The 19,086-nt window shown below is 59.3% G+C and carries 12 protein-coding genes, 3 pseudogenes and 1 riboswitch; of the genes and pseudogenes, 6 read left to right on the top strand and 9 right to left on the bottom strand.

Going from position 1 to position 19,086, the window contains the following annotated elements; translation table 11 throughout:
- Positions 1-25: 25 nt before the first annotated feature.
- The 5 genes and pseudogenes from WDN02_RS01800 to WDN02_RS01780 all read right to left on the bottom strand — a co-directional run bounded on the left by WDN02_RS01800 (position 26) and on the right by WDN02_RS01780 (position 4,092).
- Positions 26-1,021 carry an SDR family oxidoreductase gene (locus WDN02_RS01800; RefSeq protein ID WP_337291879.1) on the bottom strand — a complete coding sequence of 332 codons (996 nt, stop codon included), beginning with the start codon at positions 1,019-1,021 and terminating at the stop codon, positions 26-28.
- Between the two features lie 248 nt (positions 1,022-1,269).
- Positions 1,270-3,075 carry a molybdopterin cofactor-binding domain-containing protein gene (locus WDN02_RS01795; RefSeq protein ID WP_337291878.1) on the bottom strand — a complete coding sequence of 602 codons (1,806 nt, stop codon included), beginning with the start codon at positions 3,073-3,075 and terminating at the stop codon, positions 1,270-1,272.
- Positions 3,072-3,251 (bottom strand): annotated as a pseudogene (locus WDN02_RS01790) (2Fe-2S iron-sulfur cluster-binding protein); the annotation flags it as partial. The pseudogene WDN02_RS01790 and the gene WDN02_RS01795, both read right to left, overlap by 4 nt.
- A gap of 12 nt (positions 3,252-3,263) precedes the next feature.
- Complete coding sequence (locus WDN02_RS01785; RefSeq protein WP_337291877.1) at positions 3,264-3,467, bottom strand: 2Fe-2S iron-sulfur cluster-binding protein; 204 nt, start codon at positions 3,465-3,467, stop codon at positions 3,264-3,266.
- 13 nt (positions 3,468-3,480) lie between these two features.
- Complete coding sequence (locus WDN02_RS01780) at positions 3,481-4,092, bottom strand: nitroreductase family protein (protein WP_337291876.1); 612 nt, start codon at positions 4,090-4,092, stop codon at positions 3,481-3,483.
- A gap of 881 nt (positions 4,093-4,973) precedes the next feature.
- Between WDN02_RS01780 and WDN02_RS01775 the strand changes: the two genes are divergently transcribed.
- Positions 4,974-8,393 (top strand): autotransporter domain-containing protein, encoded by a 3,420-nt coding sequence (locus WDN02_RS01775; protein ID WP_337291875.1) that lies wholly within the window; start codon positions 4,974-4,976, stop codon positions 8,391-8,393.
- Positions 8,394-8,626: 233 nt separating this feature from the next.
- Positions 8,627-9,970 (top strand): annotated as a pseudogene (locus tag WDN02_RS01770) (IS5 family transposase); the annotation flags it as partial.
- A gap of 874 nt (positions 9,971-10,844) precedes the next feature.
- Here WDN02_RS01770 and WDN02_RS01765 read toward each other — a convergent pair.
- Positions 10,845-11,459 carry a hypothetical protein gene (locus tag WDN02_RS01765; protein ID WP_337291874.1) on the bottom strand — a complete coding sequence of 205 codons (615 nt, stop codon included), beginning with the start codon at positions 11,457-11,459 and terminating at the stop codon, positions 10,845-10,847.
- A 461-nt stretch (positions 11,460-11,920) separates the two neighbouring features.
- Here WDN02_RS01765 and WDN02_RS01760 point away from each other — a divergent pair, with 461 nt between their 5' ends.
- Positions 11,921-12,946: a lipase family protein gene (locus WDN02_RS01760; RefSeq protein ID WP_337291873.1), complete on the top strand. Its 1,026-nt coding sequence runs from the start codon at positions 11,921-11,923 to the stop codon at positions 12,944-12,946.
- A gap of 246 nt (positions 12,947-13,192) precedes the next feature.
- Here the strand turns inward: WDN02_RS01760 and WDN02_RS01755 are convergent, their stop codons facing one another.
- The gene (locus WDN02_RS01755) at positions 13,193-13,750 is read right to left on the bottom strand and encodes a cytochrome P460 family protein (protein WP_337291872.1); all 558 of its coding nucleotides are present in this window, start codon (positions 13,748-13,750) and stop codon (positions 13,193-13,195) included.
- A gap of 308 nt (positions 13,751-14,058) precedes the next feature.
- Here WDN02_RS01755 and WDN02_RS01750 point away from each other — a divergent pair, with 308 nt between their 5' ends.
- Positions 14,059-14,811, top strand: a complete 753-nt coding sequence (locus tag WDN02_RS01750; protein ID WP_337291871.1) for an acetoacetate decarboxylase — start codon at positions 14,059-14,061, stop codon at positions 14,809-14,811.
- Positions 14,812-15,186: 375 nt separating this feature from the next.
- On the opposite strand, the gene WDN02_RS01745 is transcribed toward WDN02_RS01750, so the two are convergent.
- Together WDN02_RS01745 and WDN02_RS01740 are read right to left on the bottom strand one after the other, a co-directional pair.
- Positions 15,187-15,768, bottom strand: a complete 582-nt coding sequence (locus tag WDN02_RS01745; protein WP_337291870.1) for a hypothetical protein — start codon at positions 15,766-15,768, stop codon at positions 15,187-15,189.
- A gap of 35 nt (positions 15,769-15,803) precedes the next feature.
- Positions 15,804-17,768, bottom strand: coding sequence for a TonB-dependent receptor (locus WDN02_RS01740; protein ID WP_337291869.1), 1,965 nt, complete (start codon positions 17,766-17,768; stop codon positions 15,804-15,806).
- Between the two features lie 105 nt (positions 17,769-17,873).
- Positions 17,874-18,064, bottom strand: a riboswitch (cobalamin riboswitch).
- 111 nt (positions 18,065-18,175) lie between these two features.
- Here WDN02_RS01740 and WDN02_RS01735 point away from each other — a divergent pair.
- Together WDN02_RS01735 and WDN02_RS01730 are read left to right on the top strand one after the other, a co-directional pair.
- Positions 18,176-18,316: pseudogene (locus WDN02_RS01735) on the top strand (DUF1289 domain-containing protein); the annotation flags it as partial.
- Between the two features lie 18 nt (positions 18,317-18,334).
- Entirely contained in the window at positions 18,335-19,081 is a 747-nt protein-coding gene (locus tag WDN02_RS01730; RefSeq protein WP_337294988.1) for a hypothetical protein, read from the top strand.
- The last annotated feature ends 5 nt before the right edge of the window (positions 19,082-19,086 follow it).

Here is a 19,086-nt window from a genome sequence, read left to right as displayed (position 1 = left end):
GCCGACCGGGCAGACCCTCCTGTATCTATTCTGCTTCGCCCAGACGGGCGGCACGATAGACGTATTTGCCGCGCAACCCATCGTGGCCGTGGCGCAGCCTGAGCTTGCCGATGGGTTCGGCGCGGAGCGAATCGGGCACGCTTGTACCGATATCGCTCTTGGCCGGTGTTACACCGCCGTCCGCCAGCCACAGGGCGCCGGTTGCGTAGCTTGCATCGTCGGAGGCCAGGAAGGCAAAAATATTCGCCATCTCCTCCGGGGTGCCGCGGCGGCCGAGCGGCACCGTGTCACCGATCGATTCCTGGGCCGCGAGCGGGATCGGACTGTCGGCCCCGCGCGTCCAGGCCGTATCGATCGCGCCAGGCCAGACACAATTAGCGCGCACGCCGTAAGGCGCCTGCTCCAGCGCGACCCCCTTGGCGAAGGCGTGCAAAAAGCCCTTGCTGCCGCCGTAGGGTGTGAATCGCGGCGAGCCGTTGAAACCAGCCTCCGAGCCGGTGAAGACGATGTTGCCCAGCGTCTCCTGCAGATACGGCAGCGCGAATTTGGTCATCAGGAATGCGGTGCGCACGTTGTTCTGGATGGTCCGCTCGAAATCCTCGATGCGATAGGCTTCCGTATCCGCATTGGCGATGAAGACACCCGCATTGTTGATCAGGATGTCGATCCGGCCGAAGCTCTGCAGCGCCAAGCCGACACAGGCACGCGCCGTCTCAGGCTCGGATAAGTCGCCCAGAAATGCCACGGCTGCGCCCCCCTCGGACAGGATGGCGGCGGCAACGTCCTCCACCGGGTCGTCTGGCAGACCGGCCAGCACGAGCCTTGCTCCTTCCTGTGCAAATTTATGGCTGATAGCCTCCCCGATGCCCGTGCCGGCTCCGGTGACGATCGCGATCTTGCCTTCTAAGCGCATGAGTAAGCCCTCCACTTCTTGCGGCCAGACACTTCGGCGAGATGCCATGAGCCGGCGAATGCGTAGGGCATATCGGTGAAAAGCGCGGCTTGGCAGATTCCACGCCACCTTCGCCGCTATACCCCGGGTTTTGGTCCGGCATCATGGCCGCTATGCGTTGACGGGCGCAGTGCGGCCGCGATCGGAAGTCGCCGGATGCGCTGGCTACAGGCGGCAAAAACCGCATTAGCGATTGCGGCGGCCGTCGGCACCGAGCCTGGCTCCCCGACGCCCGTTGATGCCACATCCGGATCGCCCACGAATTGGACCTCGATCACGCGCGGCGCATCAAGGAAGGTCGCGATCGGATAATCCCGTCACGACGATGAGATCACGACGCCGTCTTCAACCTTGAGTTCCTCGAGCAGCGTCCAGCTCGCTGCCTGCTGCACGCCGCCCTCAATCTGGTTGCGGGCGCCGTCCGGATGCACCAGACGCCCGGCATCGACCGCGCACCAGACGCATTCGAGACGCACCGCACCGTCCGGCGCGACGCTGACCTCCGCCACCTCGGCGATGTAAGTGCCGTGGTAGATTGCGCAGGCCACACCGAGACCATGTCCTTCCCCGCGCGGCGCGTGCCAGTTGCTCATTGTGCGCACGGCTTCGAGCACGCGTCGCAGGCGGGGATCATTCGCCAGGGCGAGGCGGAAGACGATCGGATCCTGCTGCGCGGCATGGGCAAGCTCGTCGACGAAGGATTCGATCGCAAAGACATTCGGCGCTGCGCCGAGCGAGCGGAAGGATATGGTGGGCACGTCGCCGGGCTCCACGCGCAGGCGGATCTCGGCCTGCCCAAGGCGATAGGGTGGTTCGGCGGCGCGGCCCGCGGTTTGCTCCGGCACACCAGGCGCGAGGGCCTGCGATCCGACGATGTAGGAATTGGTCCGCACCCCGTAGCGCCAACCGACAATCGCGCCATGGGCATCGAGCCCCGCCTCGACCTCGGCGTCGAAGACGGGGCGGTGTGGGCTGAGGCGGAACTCCTCCGCCCGGCTCCATTGCACCCGCACCGGGCGCCGTGCCGCGCGCGACAGCCGGACCGCTTCGATCGCGACATCGTCGGCGTTGCCGCGCCCATACTGGCCACTCATCATCTGAGGATGGACATGGATCTGTCCAACGGGCAGCCCGAGCAGGGCGGCCACCTCGTCGCGCAGGCCGAAAGGGCGTTGCGTTGCCACATAGAGATGCGCGCCATCCCCACGCACATCGGCGACGGCCGCGCGCGGGAGGATCGAAGCATGCGCGATATGCGGCGCATGATAGGCGGCCTTCAGGCGTAGCGACGCATTCGACAGCGCGGCCTCCACGCCATCATCCTGCCGCATCACCGCCTCGTATGCCGTGTCCGGCACGACAGGGCTCGGGCCCCATTCGGCGACAAGCGCGTGGAGCGCATGGAACAGCGCATTCTCCCGCTCGGCGACAATGCCGATGAAATCGCCCTCGCGAACAACGGCCACCACGCCTGGTACCGCTCGGGCTGCGGCATCCTGCAGCGCAATCAGCTTCATGCCGGATCGCGGCGGATGCAGGACATGGCCGAACAGCATGGCCGGAAGCTGAATGTCGGCGGGATATTTCGCCTCGCCCGTCAGGATGGTGCGGGCCTCAAGGCGCAGCGGCCGATCCTCCGCCATGCGTACCGGCAGGTTGCCCGGCACGGCCCCTTCGGGAATGTCCCCGGTCAGCGGCTCGTCGCCGACAAGGTCCTCATACGACAGAGAACCTCCGTCGGGGGCGATCGCTCGCCCCTCCATCAGGGTCAGCGCCGAGGATGGGGCATCGAGCCGCGCAGTCGCGCGGTCGAGCAACAAGGTACGGGCCTGGATCGCGGCAGCGCGCAATTGCCGCCCATCCGTCGCTGTCGACATGCTGCCGGTGGTGCCCATGTCCCATGGCACGCTGTCCGTCTCACCGAGAACAATATCGACCTTCTCGACGGGAACGAATAATTCGTCTGCCACAATCCTGGCGAAGCCTGTGCGGATACCCTGACCGTACTCGACCTTGCCGGAGCGCCCGATCACACGCCCATCGCGCCCGATCGCGATCCGCTGCTCCAGTCGCTCCGAGGCGAAACGGGCGGGCCTTGCAGGCTGCGCAATCGGTGCCCTCATCGCGAGGCCCTCAGCACCGCGCGGATGACACGGCCATAGACCCCGCAGCGGCATAGATGCGGCGCGAGGGCCGCGCGAATCTCACCTTCATTGGGATGCGGCGTGCGCTCCAGCAGCGCCACAGCGGAAATGACCATCCCGGTGGTGCAGGCGCCACACTGCATAGCATCTTCCTCAAGGAAGGCCTGCTACACGGGATGCAGCACATCCCCCTGCGCAAGGCCTTCGATGGTGACGATCTCCTTGCCCACCGCATGTTCGACAGAAGTCACGCAGGCGGGAACGGGCCGCCGGTCGATCACCACATAGCAAGCGCCACAGGCGCCGTGGCCGCACCCGTAATGTGCGCCGGTTAATCCTAGACCGTCGCGCAGCAGGCTGAGCAGAGACAAGTCCGGCGCCGCCTCAACCAGACGTGTCGCGCTGTTGACCCTCAGACGGATTGGCACGGGTGTCACCGGCACCAAAGGATAGCGGGCTTCTCGCGCGGCGTCGGCGGGGAAGCGTCCTGCGATGGCCGAGAATGATCGGCGCCACAGGATGCCAAGCGACGGGGATGCCGAGCTCGGCCTTGGTCTTCGCATCATTCAGCCATAGTCGCGAGAGTCCGATCCAACAAGTGCCGACGCCCCCGGCATGGGCCGCCAGCATGAGGTTTTCGCCTGCCAGGCAGCAATCCTCAACCGACTGCGCCTCGTCGTTGACTGCACAGATGACAATAAGCGCAGCGGCACCGTGGAATATCTCGAAGGTCGGGTCCACGGCATGGGCGTGCAGGGGGGAGTCCGCGGGAAGATGCGCCGCCGCGTAGGATTTGGCTTCCACTCCTAGCGATTGCAGCTGCTCCCTTCCCCGCACCACAGCAAAGCGCCAAGGCTGCAGGTTGACGGAGCTTGGCGCAAGGATAGCAGCGGCGATCAACTCTTCGATGAGATCGTCGCCAACGGGCTCGGTCGTGAACTCGCGAATCGCGCGCCGAGTGCGCAATGCCTCCATCAAGTCGATGAAACGCTCCATAAGAGTTTAAAACTCAGATTATGGAGCGGGGCGGCAAGCGCATTGATACAGCGCAAGAGCAGCCCAGTTGGATCGTGCGAACGAGAAGCGGCACGTTCGATCGGCGGAAAATGCGCAGGCAGCCCGCTCCGACGCGTGTCGAAGTGAGTTAGTATTTAGCTTCGGAGATTGATAAAACCAGCACTGACCCTTTGTAAGAATGCGCGTTGCCCCAGCTCGCGCTTACAAGCGCGAGCGTCACAAGTGAAAAGCGTGAGCGTGACAAGCACAAAATGGATTTTCATAAACGTTGCCGTAAAAAATTACCCCTATAATGTTTACGGTGAATCGTAAGTGTTTGCTGCAGGACAAGTGATGACGAGAAATTCGTCTTGATATGTTGGAGTCGCTCTCACGAAATTGTGCGGTCATCGAAAACTGAGATGAGCGTATCCTAACCTCTCGGAAATGATTTGATCAGAGAGTCACTGCGCATTGTACCTGGATGAAGACCACCGTTCAGAGCGGCTAAGTTTCTGAGCATCGCGTCGACTTTTGCGAATAGACCGCGCACTTTCGAATTCTTCAATTGATTGCCGGACGCCCTGAGGGCGTTTCATCCCAATTCCATTTTTCACGAACGGCATAGCTAGAGGCGGCGGGCACCGAAGGGGGATCCAGCCATGACTCAACGGTTAAGCTTGTGCAGTTACCTGTTCGCGTGGGGCCGTCTGCCATGCGCTTGCGACGGGCGAAGTACGTACGTTCCAAGGGTAAACCCGGGACCGGTCGATGACGATGGCACATTGCCTGCTGGGATTACGTCGGCATGCGTCGCACGGAAGGCGCGCGGAGCGCGGCGTCTATCTGGAATTCTCGAAAAATGTCTATCAGTGTCTCTGATGGCCTTGTCTTCGGCGAGTATCTTACTGATTTGCGTGCCGCGCGCGATGGCGGTCGATGTTTCGACGCAGGCACAGCTCAACACTGCTGTCGCGGACGGCAACTCCATCAACATTACGTCTGGCGATTTGGCGCTATCTTCCGGCCAGACTCTTTCATCGACGGCGGATCTCGCGATTGCCGCGGGCGCGAGCTTGGATACGACGGCTGCCGGTAGTCAACAAGTCGGCTCATTGGCGGGTGGCGGTACCTTGACCGTTGGAACCACGACCTTCGTTTTTGGTGCCGACAACACGAACACAGCGTTTTCGGGCACCGTAGACTTGAGCAATCAAGCCTTCGACAGTCCTTCGGGAACCCTCGCCAAGATCGGAACCGGCACGCTTACGATCGATGGCGCAAGCTTCAATGTGGGTTCGACGTACATTGCGCAAGGCGCGATGGCACAGACGAGCGGCACGACGTCCATCAATTATCTTGCGGTGGGGGAGGGAACCGGCAGCACAGGAAGCCTTGATGTATCCGGCGGTACGCTGACCATTGGCACTGCTCTCCAGGTCGGCGATTTCGGCGGCCAGGGCGCCGTCAATCAGACCGGCGGTACCGTGCTCGTGACGCCTTTGTGCGGCGTTGTTGGGAGCTGCGCCTCAATCAACATCGGCAACCAGGGTGGTATCGGGACTTATGCCATCAGTGACGGTGAACTGGATATCGTCGGTGGCAACGACGTGATTGGCCGCGTGCAGGGCAGAGCAAATGCCTCGAGCTCCGGCGAACTCGATATCAGTGGCAGCGGCGAGGTTGATATTTCTGGAGCGGCACATTTCGTCCTTGGAAACACCGATACCTTATCATCGCAAGCGCAGGGCGCGATCAACCAAACCGGCGGCGTGTTGCGGGTGGAGAACGATTCGATATTGTTTTTGTCCGGCCCGAACTCCTTGACCGACGTCTATAATCTCGATGGCGGCACGTTGCAGATCGGCGGCTCTAGCCTGCAAGGACGCTACAACAACACGACGAGCACTTATGCGTTCAATCTCGGCGGCGGAACGATCCAGGTGATGGGGTCAGCGCTAGTGACCAATGTCAACGCGGCGCTGACGAGCGGCGTCTCGACGATCGATACCAATGGATTGGGTGCAACTTTCGGCGGTATTCTTTCAGGCAATGGCGGTCTCGCCAAAGTGGGCGCCGGGACCTTGGTTCTCACTGGCACCAACAGCTATGCGGGCGGAACCGACCTCAACGCGGGCATTATCCAGGTTGGCGCCGACGCCAATCTCGGCGCCGCGACCGGTCAACTCATCTTCGATGGCGGCACGCTGCAATATGCGAACGGCTTTTCCAGCGCCCGGTCTATCACTTTGAACACCGGCGGCGGCATCATTGACACGAACGCCAACAATGCGACCTTGAGCGGCGCGATCGGCGGCGCCGGCGGCTTGACGAAAACAGGCGCTGGCGCCCTCACGCTGTCTGGCGCGAGCAATTATTCCGGCGCAACGCTCGTCAATGCCGGCACCTTGCAGGCGGGCGCGACGAATGTCCTGTCGGCGATCAGTGCCTTCACTCTTGCGAGCGGCACGACGCTCAATCTGGGTGGTTTCGACAACACGATCGGCTCGCTGGCCGGCAGCGGAAGCGTCGCGCTCGGCGCCGCGACTCTGACGGCGGGCGGCGACGGGGCTTCGACGGACTTTTCCGGGACAATCGACGGCACCGGCGGATTGGTAAAAAGCGGGGATGGCACGCTGACCTTGACGGGCACGAGCAGCTATGTGGGACCAACAACGGTCGCGGCAGGTACTCTTGATGTCAATGGAACGCTGGCGTCGATCGCAACGGTCGATTCCGGCGCAATTTTAAAAGGAAATGGCACGCTTGGCGGCCTCGCGGTCGCGAGCGGCGGTGTCGTTGCCCCCGGAAATTCAATCGGCACGTTGAACATCGCCGGCAATGTCGCTTTTGCATCGGGGTCGATCTATCAGGTTGAGGCGAACGCGGCGGGCGCCGCCGATAAGATCTCGGCATCGGGGGTGACGACGCTCGGCGGCGGCCACGTGCAGGTGCTCGCGCAATCCGGCAATTACACGGCGCAGACCTATACGATCCTGACATCGGCGGCCGGCGTGGACGGTACTTTCACGGACGCCACCAGCGATCTCGCCTTTCTGACGCCGACGCTGAGTTATGATCCCGATGACGTCTTTCTGACGCTGACCCGCAATGGCGTCTTCTTTTCCGACATGGCCGAGACGCGCAACCAGCGCGGCGTGGCCGGCGCCCTCGATGCGGCGCCAACAGGCGACGCGCTTGTCACGGCAGTGGGCGGCCAGAACCCGGCGGGGGCGCGACAGGCCTTTGATGCACTCTCGGGCGAAATCTACGCCAGCACGGCGTCGAGCCTGATTACGGACAGCGTGTACTTTCGCGAGGCGATCCTGGGGCGGTTGCGGCAGGCCTCGTTTGCAGGCGCTTCGGATGCGACGGCGGCGCTTGGCCTTGGCGGGCCGGCCTTGGCTTACGCGGATACCGCGCCGGCGAGCGTTGGCAACGTTCCGTTCCCGATCCGGTCTTCGCGCGCGCCTGATCTGACCTGGTGGTCCGTAGGCACGGGCGCCTGGGGCCAGTTTGACGGCGATGGCAACGCCGCGGGCGTCGAGCGAAATCTGGCCGGCTACTTCACCGGCGTCGATCGCCGCTTCGGCGATAATTGGCTGGCGGGCCTGGCCGCGGGCTACACCAATTCCAGCCTCAGCATCGCGGCGCGCGCCAGCGGGGCCGATATCAATACGGCGCATTTCGCCGCTTACGCCGCCGGCAATTACGACGCTTGGAATTTTCGCTCGGGCGCCGCCTTCTCCTGGAGCGATATCAGCACCAACCGCATGGTTCTGTTCCCTGGCTTCTCCGAGGCGACCAACACAAACTACAACGCGGGGACCACGCAGGTGTTCGGGGAGGTTGGCTATGCCCGTTCGCTTGGCAACATTGCCATCGAGCCTTTCGCGGGTGCCGCCTATGTACATCTCGGAACTGCGGGATTTACCGAGGCCGGCCAAACGGCGGCGCTGAGCGGGGCAAACATCAACGAAGATGTGGGTTATTCGTCGCTCGGTTTACGCTTGGCGACCAATATCGCGCTGGAAAGCGGACAGGTTCTCACGCCGCACGCGTCGGCTTATTGGCAACACGCCTTCGGAGATGTCACGCCGGTGCAGACGCTGAGCTTCCTTTCGACCGGTACGGGCTTTTCGACGGCAGGCGTGCCGCTCGCTCAGAACACGGCCGTGATCGATACCGGGCTCGATCTCGCACTCACCCGCAACACCAAGATCGGCGTTTCTTATTTTGGCCAGCTCGGCTCAAACGTCCAGGACAATGCCGTCAAGGGCGACTTCCTCTGGCGATTCTGAGCGGGAAACGGCGGAAAGACAGTACCGCAAGTTCACGGCGTCAGGCGTCTTTTCGACGTTATTCTTGCGTCGTCCGTGAAGAACAACCAAGCTACTGATTAAGAGTGATTTTTGGGTCTCGGCCAGTATTGGTTTTTGCCGGATTTGGCGGCTTGGGGATGGGTTTTCTTGCAAATTGATCGGCGGCTCTGCTCGTGATTCTCTTCGTTTCGGGGACGAAGCGGAGGGTGATTCTGATGCGGCCGAAAGAGCAGCGCGAGACTGGGCAGAAGGATCTTTTCAAAGCCCGGCTCGACCAGATCGTCGACATGAGCCATCCGCTCGCGAAGCTCGCCGGGGCGATCGATTGGGGCTTTCTCGAAACAAGCTTCGGTACCGCCTACAGCGACAAGCCGGGACATCCGCCGCTGGCGACCAGGCTGATGGCGGGGCTCGCCATCCTGAAGCACATGCACGATCTTTCCGACGAGGTTTTGTGTGATCGTTGGGTCGAGAACCCCTATTATCAGCTGTTCTGTGGCGAGGAGTTTTTCCGCCACAAGCTTCGCTTCGATCGCTCCTCGATCACGCGCTGGCGGCAAAGGATGGGTGAAGAAAGGCTCGTCGCGCTTTTGCAGGAGAGCCTTGCAACGGCGCCGCGCGTTGGCGCAGCAAAACCCGCCGACTTCACCAAGGTCATTGTCGACACGACGGTGCAGCCGAAGGCGGTCGCCTTCCCGACCGATGCGCGGTTGATGCATCGTGCGCGCGAGCGGCTGGTGCGGCTCGCCAAGAAACATGGCGTCGGGCTGCGCCAATCCTATGTGCGCGTCGGCAAGTTCGCTTTGATCCAGCAGCAGCGCTATGCGCATGCCAAGCACTTCAAGCGGGCAAAGCGGGCGCTGAAGACGTTGAAGACCCAGCTCGGCCGCACCATCCGCGACATCGCCCGCAAGATCAAAGCCCACGCGCCGCTCGAAGACGCCTTCGCTAAGGAGCTGATGCTGGCGCGCCGGGTTCACGCGCAGAACAGGAACCTGCGCCGCATCAAAGGCACCCCGGCCGATGCCGATCTCCGCGTCTTCAGCCTGCATGCGCCAGAGGTCGAATGCATCGGCAAAGGCAAGGCGCACAAGCCTTACGAGTTCGGCGTGAAGGTCTCGGTCGCGACGACGCTCGCGCACTCGAAAGGCGGCCAATTTATCGTTCACGCCAAGGCTCTGCCCGGCAAACCCTATGACGGCCATACGCTTGCCACCGTCATTCCCGCCATCGAACGCATCGTCGGCGCCGCCCTTCAGCGCATTATCGCCGACGCCGGCTACAAAGGTCACAATGCGCCGCAGGAACATCGCTTCAAGGTCTATACCGCCGGCCAAAAGCGCCGCATGACCGATGCCATCAAGCGCGAGATGCGAAGACGCTCGGCCGTCGAGCCGGTCATCGGCCATGCCAAATCTGAACATCGCATGGGCCGCAATTATCTTGCCGGACAGGCCGGCGACGCGATCAACGCCGTGCTCGCCGCCGCTGGCTACAACTTCCGCCGCCTCTTGGCCTGGTTCAACCTTTTGTTGTCCGCAATCTGGATCGCCATCAGCCCCGCAAACGCCCCGGAAACACATTACGAAACCGCTTGGGACGCCTTCTTCACAGACGACTCTTGCTTTTGGCAGCTCACCCGCGGGGTGCCACCGTTGCTGAGGTAAGCCGCTCGTCCGCCTCCGGCCACTTCGGTCGCCAGGGATGCTTGCTTCCCTATGTCGGCTCGGGGCGCAGTGGAAAAATTCATATAGGGATTTCAATTATATAGGTGTTCGCAGTTTTGTTCTGAGTGGGCGCCAAATATTAGTAAGATAAGTCCGTAGTTTCCGGTTATCTGAGAAGCTTACCCTCCGTCATTTCTCCGAAAGCCATCGCCACGTAGCGCGAATTTTCAGAATCCCCAGAGGCTATTTTTGTGGGGACATTTTGCGTCCAATATTTTCGACTCGTCTGTGTCCTTAAAGGTCATTCCCGACGTGGCATTTCCGTTGACCACTATGGTTCCGACTTCTACCCAGGTGCCATCGCTATTATGCTTCCACGCGTCACACGGAACCTTGTTGAGGTCTTGCGGCCAGTTTTGAATGGTATAGGTGGCAGCCGAAGCCGAGCTAAGCGATCCGACAAAAATCAGAGCGGCTGCATACTTCCTCATGGCTGCCTCCAAGGTTGCCGAGCGCAAATTCCGGACACGCCGATCACCTTAGAAATTCGGGGACCTGCTGGCAGCTTAATTTTGCGTGAATCTGCGGCACGTTTCAGATCGGAGGCTTTGGCCGTCCGCTGTCACGACTTCCTCGTGTTCAAGATCGGAGCCATGCTAGGCGATTGGAGCAGGCGACTGGCTCCCCATGATCGAGCCAGGGTGAACCGAATTCGGCCTTGATCCACAGTCTTTTCGTAGCCACGGGTCGTTGTCGCGCTTACCTATGCGTGATCGGCCACAACATCCGCAAGGGCGCCTGGGCCGACCTTAACCGTCCCCGAAAATGGCTGATTCAAAGCCACGACGATCAGTAATTCGGAGCAGATGAGAAGGGCGAGCAACGCCGTCATGAGTATTTGCGACCGTAAATACATGGTTCCGAAGAAAAACGTGAAACCAATGGTTGCAGCCCCTCCAACGAATAGAACCGCCCAGAGTATGTCCGGAACCGTCCCCTCCGCGGCGAGTATTCGGCTGCGGCGCGCCTGCGTAAGGGTATCAACCTGATCGAAAAGTTCGAAGATCAATGCCACATTGCGCTGGGACGCCGCCGGCCCAAGAATGGCTTTATAGACCGCTCCGAGGGCCAAATGCGTCTTCCCGCTCTGTTTGCCGCTATCCATAGCCGGCCATTCATCCGAAATGGCGGACTGGAGATAGACGGTTAGAGCGCTGCGGAGCGGGGAGGCCTGAGCTTCCCCCAAGCCCGACGATAGATGGTACATTGCGGCGGCTGCGCCGGCCTCTTTCTCGACCATCTTCTCGGCGTCCGAGTATTTCTGCCATACAAGGAAAATCGAAAAAGCAAGAAGGAGTGCGTAAAGCCTGCCGACCATTGCGAACTTAAGGCCAGCGACCTCATTATTGGTCGGCAGCCTTTCAAATGCGACATAGCGATGAACGACGCGCTGGCCCAAAAATGCAATGAGGCTTGCCAGTCCGACTAAGATTAAGCCGGAAAGCCAAAGGGGCTCGCGGGTCAGGAATAGCATCGGATCTGCTTGCTATAGAGTCGGAAACGGTTTGATGCCCGTCCCGCAGATGAATACAAGATCAATCATTAATAAGGGTTTAGTAATTCGCGAACCGACCCCCGGGGGATGCTTAAACGTCCTTTTTAAATGCCGACACGTGCTCTCACCACGGCGGCGGAACGCCAGCAATGTGCACGGCGCGACGGTCGCTTCCATTCTTCGCCTTCGGCGAGGGCGTAATTGTTTTGAGTCAGATGGTCCTGAGCAGACCCTTGCCTTGAAAACGTAGGCGGTGCCTAATTCCGGATTAGGCAATAAGGGCCATGACGAAAGTAGCTATCATGCGGCGGTTGTTGACCGGGCTGCTGGCCTGCGCACTCCTTTGCCCCGCAATCGCATCATCGGCGGTCGGCGCCTACAACCGTTGTAAAACCAGACCACATATTAATCGGTTCGATTCAAGGCTAGCGACCGAATACGGAAATCTTATAGATCTGGCCTACCAGATGAGTGGTCGCGCAGCGCCGCCACACGAATTCACACCGCCATATGACGGTTTGCCGCCCGAGTATAACTTCATCGCCTGGGTTCGAATGAACGACTTCACCCCTAGAGGAAGAATTAGACCAAAGTTTTATGGCATAATCGTACAAAGAAAATCCGACCCTAATAGCTTCATTCTTGCGCTTCGAGGTACGAACAGCGGAATTGAGTGGTTTGATGATTTTATGTCGATCTTTCCGGTCGCGCTGCCTGGGTTTCCGGGCAAGATAGGAGAAGGGTTCGGGAGAATTTTTGGGTCGATGGAAGTTATCGGTGCCGACGGACAGCCCACGGATAAGTTTGGACACGGCTTTGTCAACGAATTCCGCGCTGCCATTTTAGGTAAGCTGATGCGTCGGGCTACGCGCATGGGCGCCAACGAACAAGCTGCGGTATTAGATCGCGTCAACGTTGAGGTGACCGGCCACAGCCTAGGAGCGGCGCTTGCCACGTTATACGTGGCAGCGAACGCACGTGATAGGCAATTGCGTATCTCGCGAATTTATACCTTTGCGTCCCCCTTGGTAGGCAACACTGAATTTGCCGCCGCATTCGAGAACCTGCGCGTGGATTCATGGCGGATTGCAAATCCTTTCGATGTCGTCACCGTGCTTCCGGCGATAGGTTATAGCCACGTCGATAGGTTGGAGCCCGTGAATTCAGGAAATTGGGTCAATAGAACGCCGATCTGCCTTCATTCGATGACTACTTATCTCCATCTGGTCCATCCGCCGATACTGCTCGATAAGTCTTGCGCGTGGGACCCGACTGTTCCTGGTCCAAATATTGGAGGCCACACGTCTTAGGCATCCAATTTCCACAGTGTGTCTTAAAGGCGAAGCCAGGATTCAAATCATTCAGGGCGCCCGTCGCGCTTGAATGCGGAGGCCGTCGCCTTCGCGGATGGGTGACCGGATGCCGCGCGAGTTCCAGAGGCGAAGATCATCAAGCAATTTGGAATTTTGCCGCCCGATCTGTTCGAGGGAAGCGGTGAACGACCTGGTTGACGACAGCGGCGTGCGTAGCGAGCCGCCCCCTCCGTCGGGACAGCGTTATCTCATTCCGTACTCCGTGAAGACGTAGTCTTTGTTCTTCACCAACGTGTGGCAGCCAAACCCACATTTCGCATTGTTATTCTGCGGCGGTTCGTCCGCTGTCGTGGCGAGCCTGAACGTAGAAGATGCGGCGTCATACTCAAACGCGGCCCATCCCCATCCGCCGCTATCCGCAAACCTCTTGCTATCTTTCACCATGAAATCGACGTCATGCTGAGCGCCCGGCACCATTGGCTGACCAGGGTATGAGTCCTGCTTTTTCGGAATCCAATGGATTTTTGCCATCTTCGCGCCGTTCGGGAAACCGTGACCATTGCCAGGCACGCCTTCCTTAAAGGCACCGATCATCGCCGGATTCCCCAAGATCGCGGCGATCTTGCCTCCGTTCTCGCTAATCGCGATCACCGACCAGTCTTCGTAGCCTCTGAACTCGGAGAATGCGAGACCGTTCCGAACTTTGAGGGTGTACTTGTCCTGAGCAGAAATCGCGGCGTCGACCGTCGCGACGGCGATTGCAGCCGAAATGCAGACACTGATCAGCGTAAGCTTTCTCATACCAGCCTCCCAATAATTTAACCTCGAAATGACCCATGTAATAAACCGGTGTAACTGGGAGCAACTCTTGAGGTCATAATCCCTAAAAAGGTATGCGCGGCCGCTTCGCGCAACCCTACACCCGGCGACAAATTCACGAATTCCTCAACGTCATCGGCGCGTCGCGGAATTTGCAGACGTTGCGGTTGGGGTTTTGACGGAACGGAGTACATGAAAATAAACTCGGTGCTCCCAAAGAAGAACCCAGCTGGCAGAACCTTAAGCTTAGTGTATTCTACGCCAATCGTTACGAAGTGGGAGTCCCGCCGATGAAAATCTCCGAAGTTCGCGACAAGGCGTTTGCGATGCCGCTTAACGACCCCGCGTATCCGAAGGGACCCTACAAGTTCTATAACCGCGAGTTCATCATCATCACCTACCGCACAGACATCGAGGCGTTGAAGGAAGTTGTGCCGGAACCACTGGAGGTCGCCGGGGATACGGTCAGCTATGAGTTCATTCGAATGCCGGACTCAACAGGCTTTGGCGACTATACCGAAACCGGCCAAGTTATTCCGGTGCGTTTTCGGGGTGCGGATGGGGACTTGCAAGAGGGCGGCTATGTCCATGCGATGTACCTTGACGACAACTCGCCTATTGCCGGAGGCCGAGAGATCTGGGGTTTTCCAAAAAAGCTCGCGACTCCGAAGATCTCTCATGAGAGCGAGACGCTGGTCTGTACGTTGCACTACGGTTCGGTTCTCTGCGTCAGCGCGTCGATGGGCTACAAGCACCGTGAAATCGATCACGCGCCGCTCCTGAAAGCATTGGCGCGACCCAATTTCATGATCAAAATTATTCCGCACGTGGATTGCACGCCGCGCATTTGCGAGTTGGTAAGATATTACGTTGAAGACGTTACGCTTAAAGGAGCTTGGTCAGGCCCCGGAGCGATTCAACTTTTCGAACACGCACTGTGTGATGTCGCGCGGCTGCCTGTCCGCGGCGTGGTTTCGGCTACGCATTATGTCACCGATCTGACGCTCGGCCTGGGAACCGTTGTGTACGACTACCTGAAATGAAGATTTTGGAGTTCAGAAACGCCCAAAAGCAGAGCCGACGCTAGCAAGCCTACGGCCCGCTTGTGCGATAGCGCACATCTTCAGCCCCCGGCGAAGGTAAGTTCGCCTTGTGGAGCACATCCCCCGCGCCACCAATTCGACCCCGTCGCCTTTGGCTACGGGGTTTTTCTTTATGGTGGCCCCTAAACAAAAATCGGGCTCTATCCGCAGAAAGTCGTTTCAACGAACGCTAATAATTTGCCGTTGCGGGTATTTCGCGTCCTTTAGGGTGCCAACAATCTCATCAGCTTACGATGAGATGAGATCGCCGCGTAGGTGGGGCAGATTACCTTCGCGATGCCCTCCCAGGCGCTTTTGCGTCGAAAAGATTGTAGTTCAGTCTTGGATGAAGGTCGTCGGCAACGGGCGGAATGGCGCTGTGGATTTTACGGCGGGTGTGCGGAGTGCCATCGCGATCCGACGAATCAACCACAATCCTGCGAAAGCCAATGCGTTTGTCTCAAGGATGCGCAGGATTATCGAGGGCGCATAGGCATAAAGCCCGCTTCTCGTCAGCAGCGAAATAAGGAAGAAGCCTCCTTCGTAACACGCAAAGGCAGCAACGAAAGTTGCGAGGACGGTGACGGTCGGATGTAAGCCAGCGCAGCGGCGTTTCGTCCAGAATGCCGTGAGAGTTGCGATGATCCCGACGAACAGAAAGGCCGGCGTCCAAGCGACAGTTGCCGCGTCGTGCGGATAATGCAGCACGGTGAAGCCAAGGATCTGGTTGGCCGCCACGATTCCGATGATAATTAGTAATCCCATTCTGCGGTCAAGCGTTAACGCGCCAAGCGCCGCGAAAGCCACAAGCGGCACCGCGCAGGCGAGGCCAAGGCTAAAAGCGACGCTTGCCGCCATCAGTGTTGCGAGCGAAAGCGGCTGCTGCCATTCGATAGCATAATGTCTGTTTTGCATCATTGTCTCCATTCGATTTCTTTCTATTTCAACGCATCCTAAAACGCGGAGAGCCGCATGCCACCGAAGACACCGATACCCGGACGCAGGAAGCCGAGCGGGTTCTCGTAATGCTCGTTCAGCAGATTATCGATGCGAGCGAAGAGATTTACGTGGTCGTCGACTTTGTAATTCGCCGCGACATTGACGACCACATAACCCGGTGTGAAATCCCCCGGCGCTGTATTTGAATTGTTGCGGTCGAAATCGTCGACCCATTTGCTGACCGCGATCAAAGTGCCGGATAAGGTAAGAGGATCAATCGGCGTCCAGAGCGCGGTGATACTGCCCTTGTCATATGGTCTGCGCTGCAATTCTAGACCGGTCGATTCATCCACCGCGCGCGTGTAGGTGTAATCCGTTCGCAGATGCAGCCGGTCGGTGACCGCCCAGTCGGCAAAGCTTTCGACACCCTGCGTTTCGGCATGGCCGATGTTTACGTAGGTCGTGTCGGTAGAATCGATCAGATTCGTGATGTTGTTGTGGAAATAAGTCGCCCCGAAGCTGAACCTGTCGTGGAATAAAGGCTGCTCGAAACCGGCGTCGTAGCCGGTCGATTCCTCCGGCTGAAGGTTGGGATTGGCGAAGAACAAGAAGGCCGGAGAATTCACGTAGAGTTCGCTCAGTGTCGGTGCCTTGAAACCGGTGCCGTAGCTAGCTTTGAGCTTCGTCTCTGTCTGCGGGACGATGAAAGCTGGCGCAACGCGATAGGTCACGTGACCGCCGAACGTGTCGTAATTGTCGTAGCGGACATTCGAGACGAGGAAGAAGCGATTATAGAAATTTGACTGCAATTCCGCATAGCCGCCAGCGTCATTACGATTTGCATCGACGTCGGGATCGTTCTGGAAGAGCGTTTCGGTCTCGTGGTCGGCACCGAGAACTATCGTTTCGCCCGGCAGTGCCGCGATCACGCTGCGCCAATCGAATTTGAGGCGCTGGCCCTGGTTGATTTCGTTATCGGTGCCGGGGCTGGCATTGAAGCTATTAGAGTCCGAATAATTGATGCCGAGATAATTCTTCAGCCGGTCGTCGAAGAAGGACGTTACCGCTTCGCCGCGGGTGAAAAAGTCGTGGTCAATTTGTAGACTTTGCGTTGACTCCGGAGCTTCCAGCCCGGTTGAAGGGTCGAACCCGTCGCCGGTGAAGAAATACGTGGAATCTGTATAACGGCCGACATAGTTCAGCGTCAGGTGCTCGTTGATGTCGGCGCCCAGCTTGGTCGAGAGGGTCCAATTCTCGTAGGAATCATTGTTACGCTGCTGGCCAGGTGGAAGCTCGTTCAACGGTGTCACCGGCGTGCTGGCCGCGAGATAATGGCTGATGTTGAATGCATAATTGAAGATCGAGTGCGCGCCGCTGGCGTTGAAGGTCTGGTTGGCCGTTCCGAATGAGCCACCCTCGATCGTTCCCGTCACCTTGAGCGGGCCTTGGCCCTTCTTGGTAACGATATTGATGACGCCGCCGATCGCATCCGAGCCGTAAAGGCCGCTCTGCGGCCCGCGCAAGATTTCGATGCGCTCAATGTCACCAGTCAGCAATTGGCCGAAGTCGAAGGAGTCATTGGGATTGCTCGGATCGCTGACGTCGATGCCATCGATCAAAACCTTGACGTGGTTCGAATTTGTCCCGCGAAGAAAGACGGAGGTCTGGCCGCCCGGTCCGCCCGTCTGCACGACATTGAGGCCGGGGACAGTGCTCAGCGCGTCGGGGACGGTGCGGTCTTGCTGCGCCGAGATCTGCTGGCTTGTGATGACGCCGATGCTACTTGCGACATCGCTCTCTGGCGTCGGCACCGTCGTCGGTGACGTCACGAGGACTTCTGGCAGGGATTGCGACTGATCGGCGGCTTGGCCGGTCGCGACCTGCGCCAAGGCAGAGGAGGAAAACGCTAGGGCGATGACGCTTGACGAAACAAAAAGCGCGCGGCGCACCGCCGCGGCGTTGGGTTGGGAGATGAGCATAATGCCTCGCAGCAACGTGACACGTCACTGCGAACCAAAGCGATCAATGCGAGCGATTTAGACGCGCATTCATCCCCCATCAGGACACCCCGCCCAATGTGTTCGCGCGTGACCACGGCGGATGGCAGGTCTCCTGGCTCACGGGTCTTTGCTTTGCGCCGCCTTCCCGGTTGCCCAGTGGCTTAATGGCGTTCAGCTCGCCGCTTACAGTTGCGGGGGCAGCCGCGGCATGGATCTGACGATCGCACCGCGTTCCCTTTTGATCCCCGAAGGGAACCATCACACTTATGATGAAGCTGAAGCCCGAATGCTGTCAAGTTCGATTTGCACAAGTTCGCAGCTTGCGGATGAATGCGTCCACGGCGTAAAGCTCCGCGCCAATATTTTCAGATCAAGCGGTGTCCGAGATGATTCCAAGCCCCTGCATTGGCGTATGCCGCATCCGCCCGTCTTCTGATTTCTGTATTGGTTGCGCGCGCAGCCGCGATGAAATCGCGAGCTGGCTAATCCTGACCGACGACCAAAAGAGCGCCGTTTGGGCGGCGCTGCCAGATCGGCGTGCGCAGATGGAACTTAGCATTTATCATCTCGGCTGGAGCACCGACGATTTACGAGCCTTCATAAGGGACACACTTCGCCCCGACGGCGGAACCTGGGTTTCCGGCGTGAACGGCGCAATCGCGGAATTTTGCATCGGCGCAGACGACGATTTGCGCGTGGAATTGAGCGATCGAACGATCAGTGCGCGCACGCAAAGTGGTGCGATGTCTCTTTCGTTGCAGGATCACGTCGCGGCGCTGGCAGTTGGATCGGCAGAATCCTCAAGCCGCGATGTTGTCGTGCTTGCCGTGCCGCGCGTTCTCACGCGGCAATTCCCCGGCGGCGGTTTAGCGAGCCTCGGAGAAGACACTGAAGCGATCCAACCAGATGAACGCAAGGCAACGCTCTATGATTTCGGTCTCGGGCGTGCCGCGGGCGCATTCTGCATGCGGACGAGTTCAGCAGCTCTCAAGGCGAGTCTCGATGCCTGTTTGGGCGCGGAATGGCAACAGGTGTTGAGCTTGAAGGGCGCGAATATTTTGGCGGAGTCGCCGGTCCGCGTCGTGCGCAATCCGATTGGGCGGATAGAGGTCTATAGCGGAATTCCGCAACCCGGCGGCGTCTCACCTGCAGGTCCGCACACGCATTTCTTGCCTGCTCAAATTGCGGCCGGCGGCGACTTACCTGCCACAATGCATATCCCGAACGCCTACATTCCCTGCGCCATATATTATCCGCCGCTCTCCGACGCGCGGTCGGATCACGACCACTAGCGCGT

This window comes from Methylovirgula sp., assembly GCF_037200945.1.
Lineage (GTDB): Bacteria > Pseudomonadota > Alphaproteobacteria > Rhizobiales > Beijerinckiaceae > Methylovirgula.
Note: the sequence above shows the minus strand (reverse complement) of the source record. Positions and strands in the feature narration are given on the sequence as shown.

Excerpts from the sequence above, each read along its gene's own strand:
- WDN02_RS01795 (WP_337291878.1), bottom strand. The coding sequence starts at position 3,075 with ATGAGGGCACCGATTGCGCAGCCTGCAAGGCCCGCCCGTTTCGCCTCG.
- WDN02_RS01775 (WP_337291875.1), top strand. The coding sequence starts at position 4,974 with ATGGCCTTGTCTTCGGCGAGTATCTTACTGATTTGCGTGCCGCGCGCG.
- WDN02_RS01755 (WP_337291872.1), bottom strand. The coding sequence starts at position 13,750 with ATGAGAAAGCTTACGCTGATCAGTGTCTGCATTTCGGCTGCAATCGCC.
- WDN02_RS01760 (WP_337291873.1), top strand. The coding sequence starts at position 11,921 with ATGACGAAAGTAGCTATCATGCGGCGGTTGTTGACCGGGCTGCTGGCC.
- WDN02_RS01730 (WP_337294988.1), top strand. The coding sequence starts at position 18,335 with ATGGAACTTAGCATTTATCATCTCGGCTGGAGCACCGACGATTTACGA.
- WDN02_RS01765 (WP_337291874.1), bottom strand. The coding sequence starts at position 11,459 with ATGGTCGGCAGGCTTTACGCACTCCTTCTTGCTTTTTCGATTTTCCTT.
- WDN02_RS01780 (WP_337291876.1), bottom strand. The coding sequence starts at position 4,092 with ATGGAGCGTTTCATCGACTTGATGGAGGCATTGCGCACTCGGCGCGCG.
- WDN02_RS01740 (WP_337291869.1), bottom strand. The coding sequence starts at position 17,768 with ATGCTCATCTCCCAACCCAACGCCGCGGCGGTGCGCCGCGCGCTTTTT.
- WDN02_RS01750 (WP_337291871.1), top strand. The coding sequence starts at position 14,059 with ATGAAAATCTCCGAAGTTCGCGACAAGGCGTTTGCGATGCCGCTTAAC.
- WDN02_RS01745 (WP_337291870.1), bottom strand. The coding sequence starts at position 15,768 with ATGATGCAAAACAGACATTATGCTATCGAATGGCAGCAGCCGCTTTCG.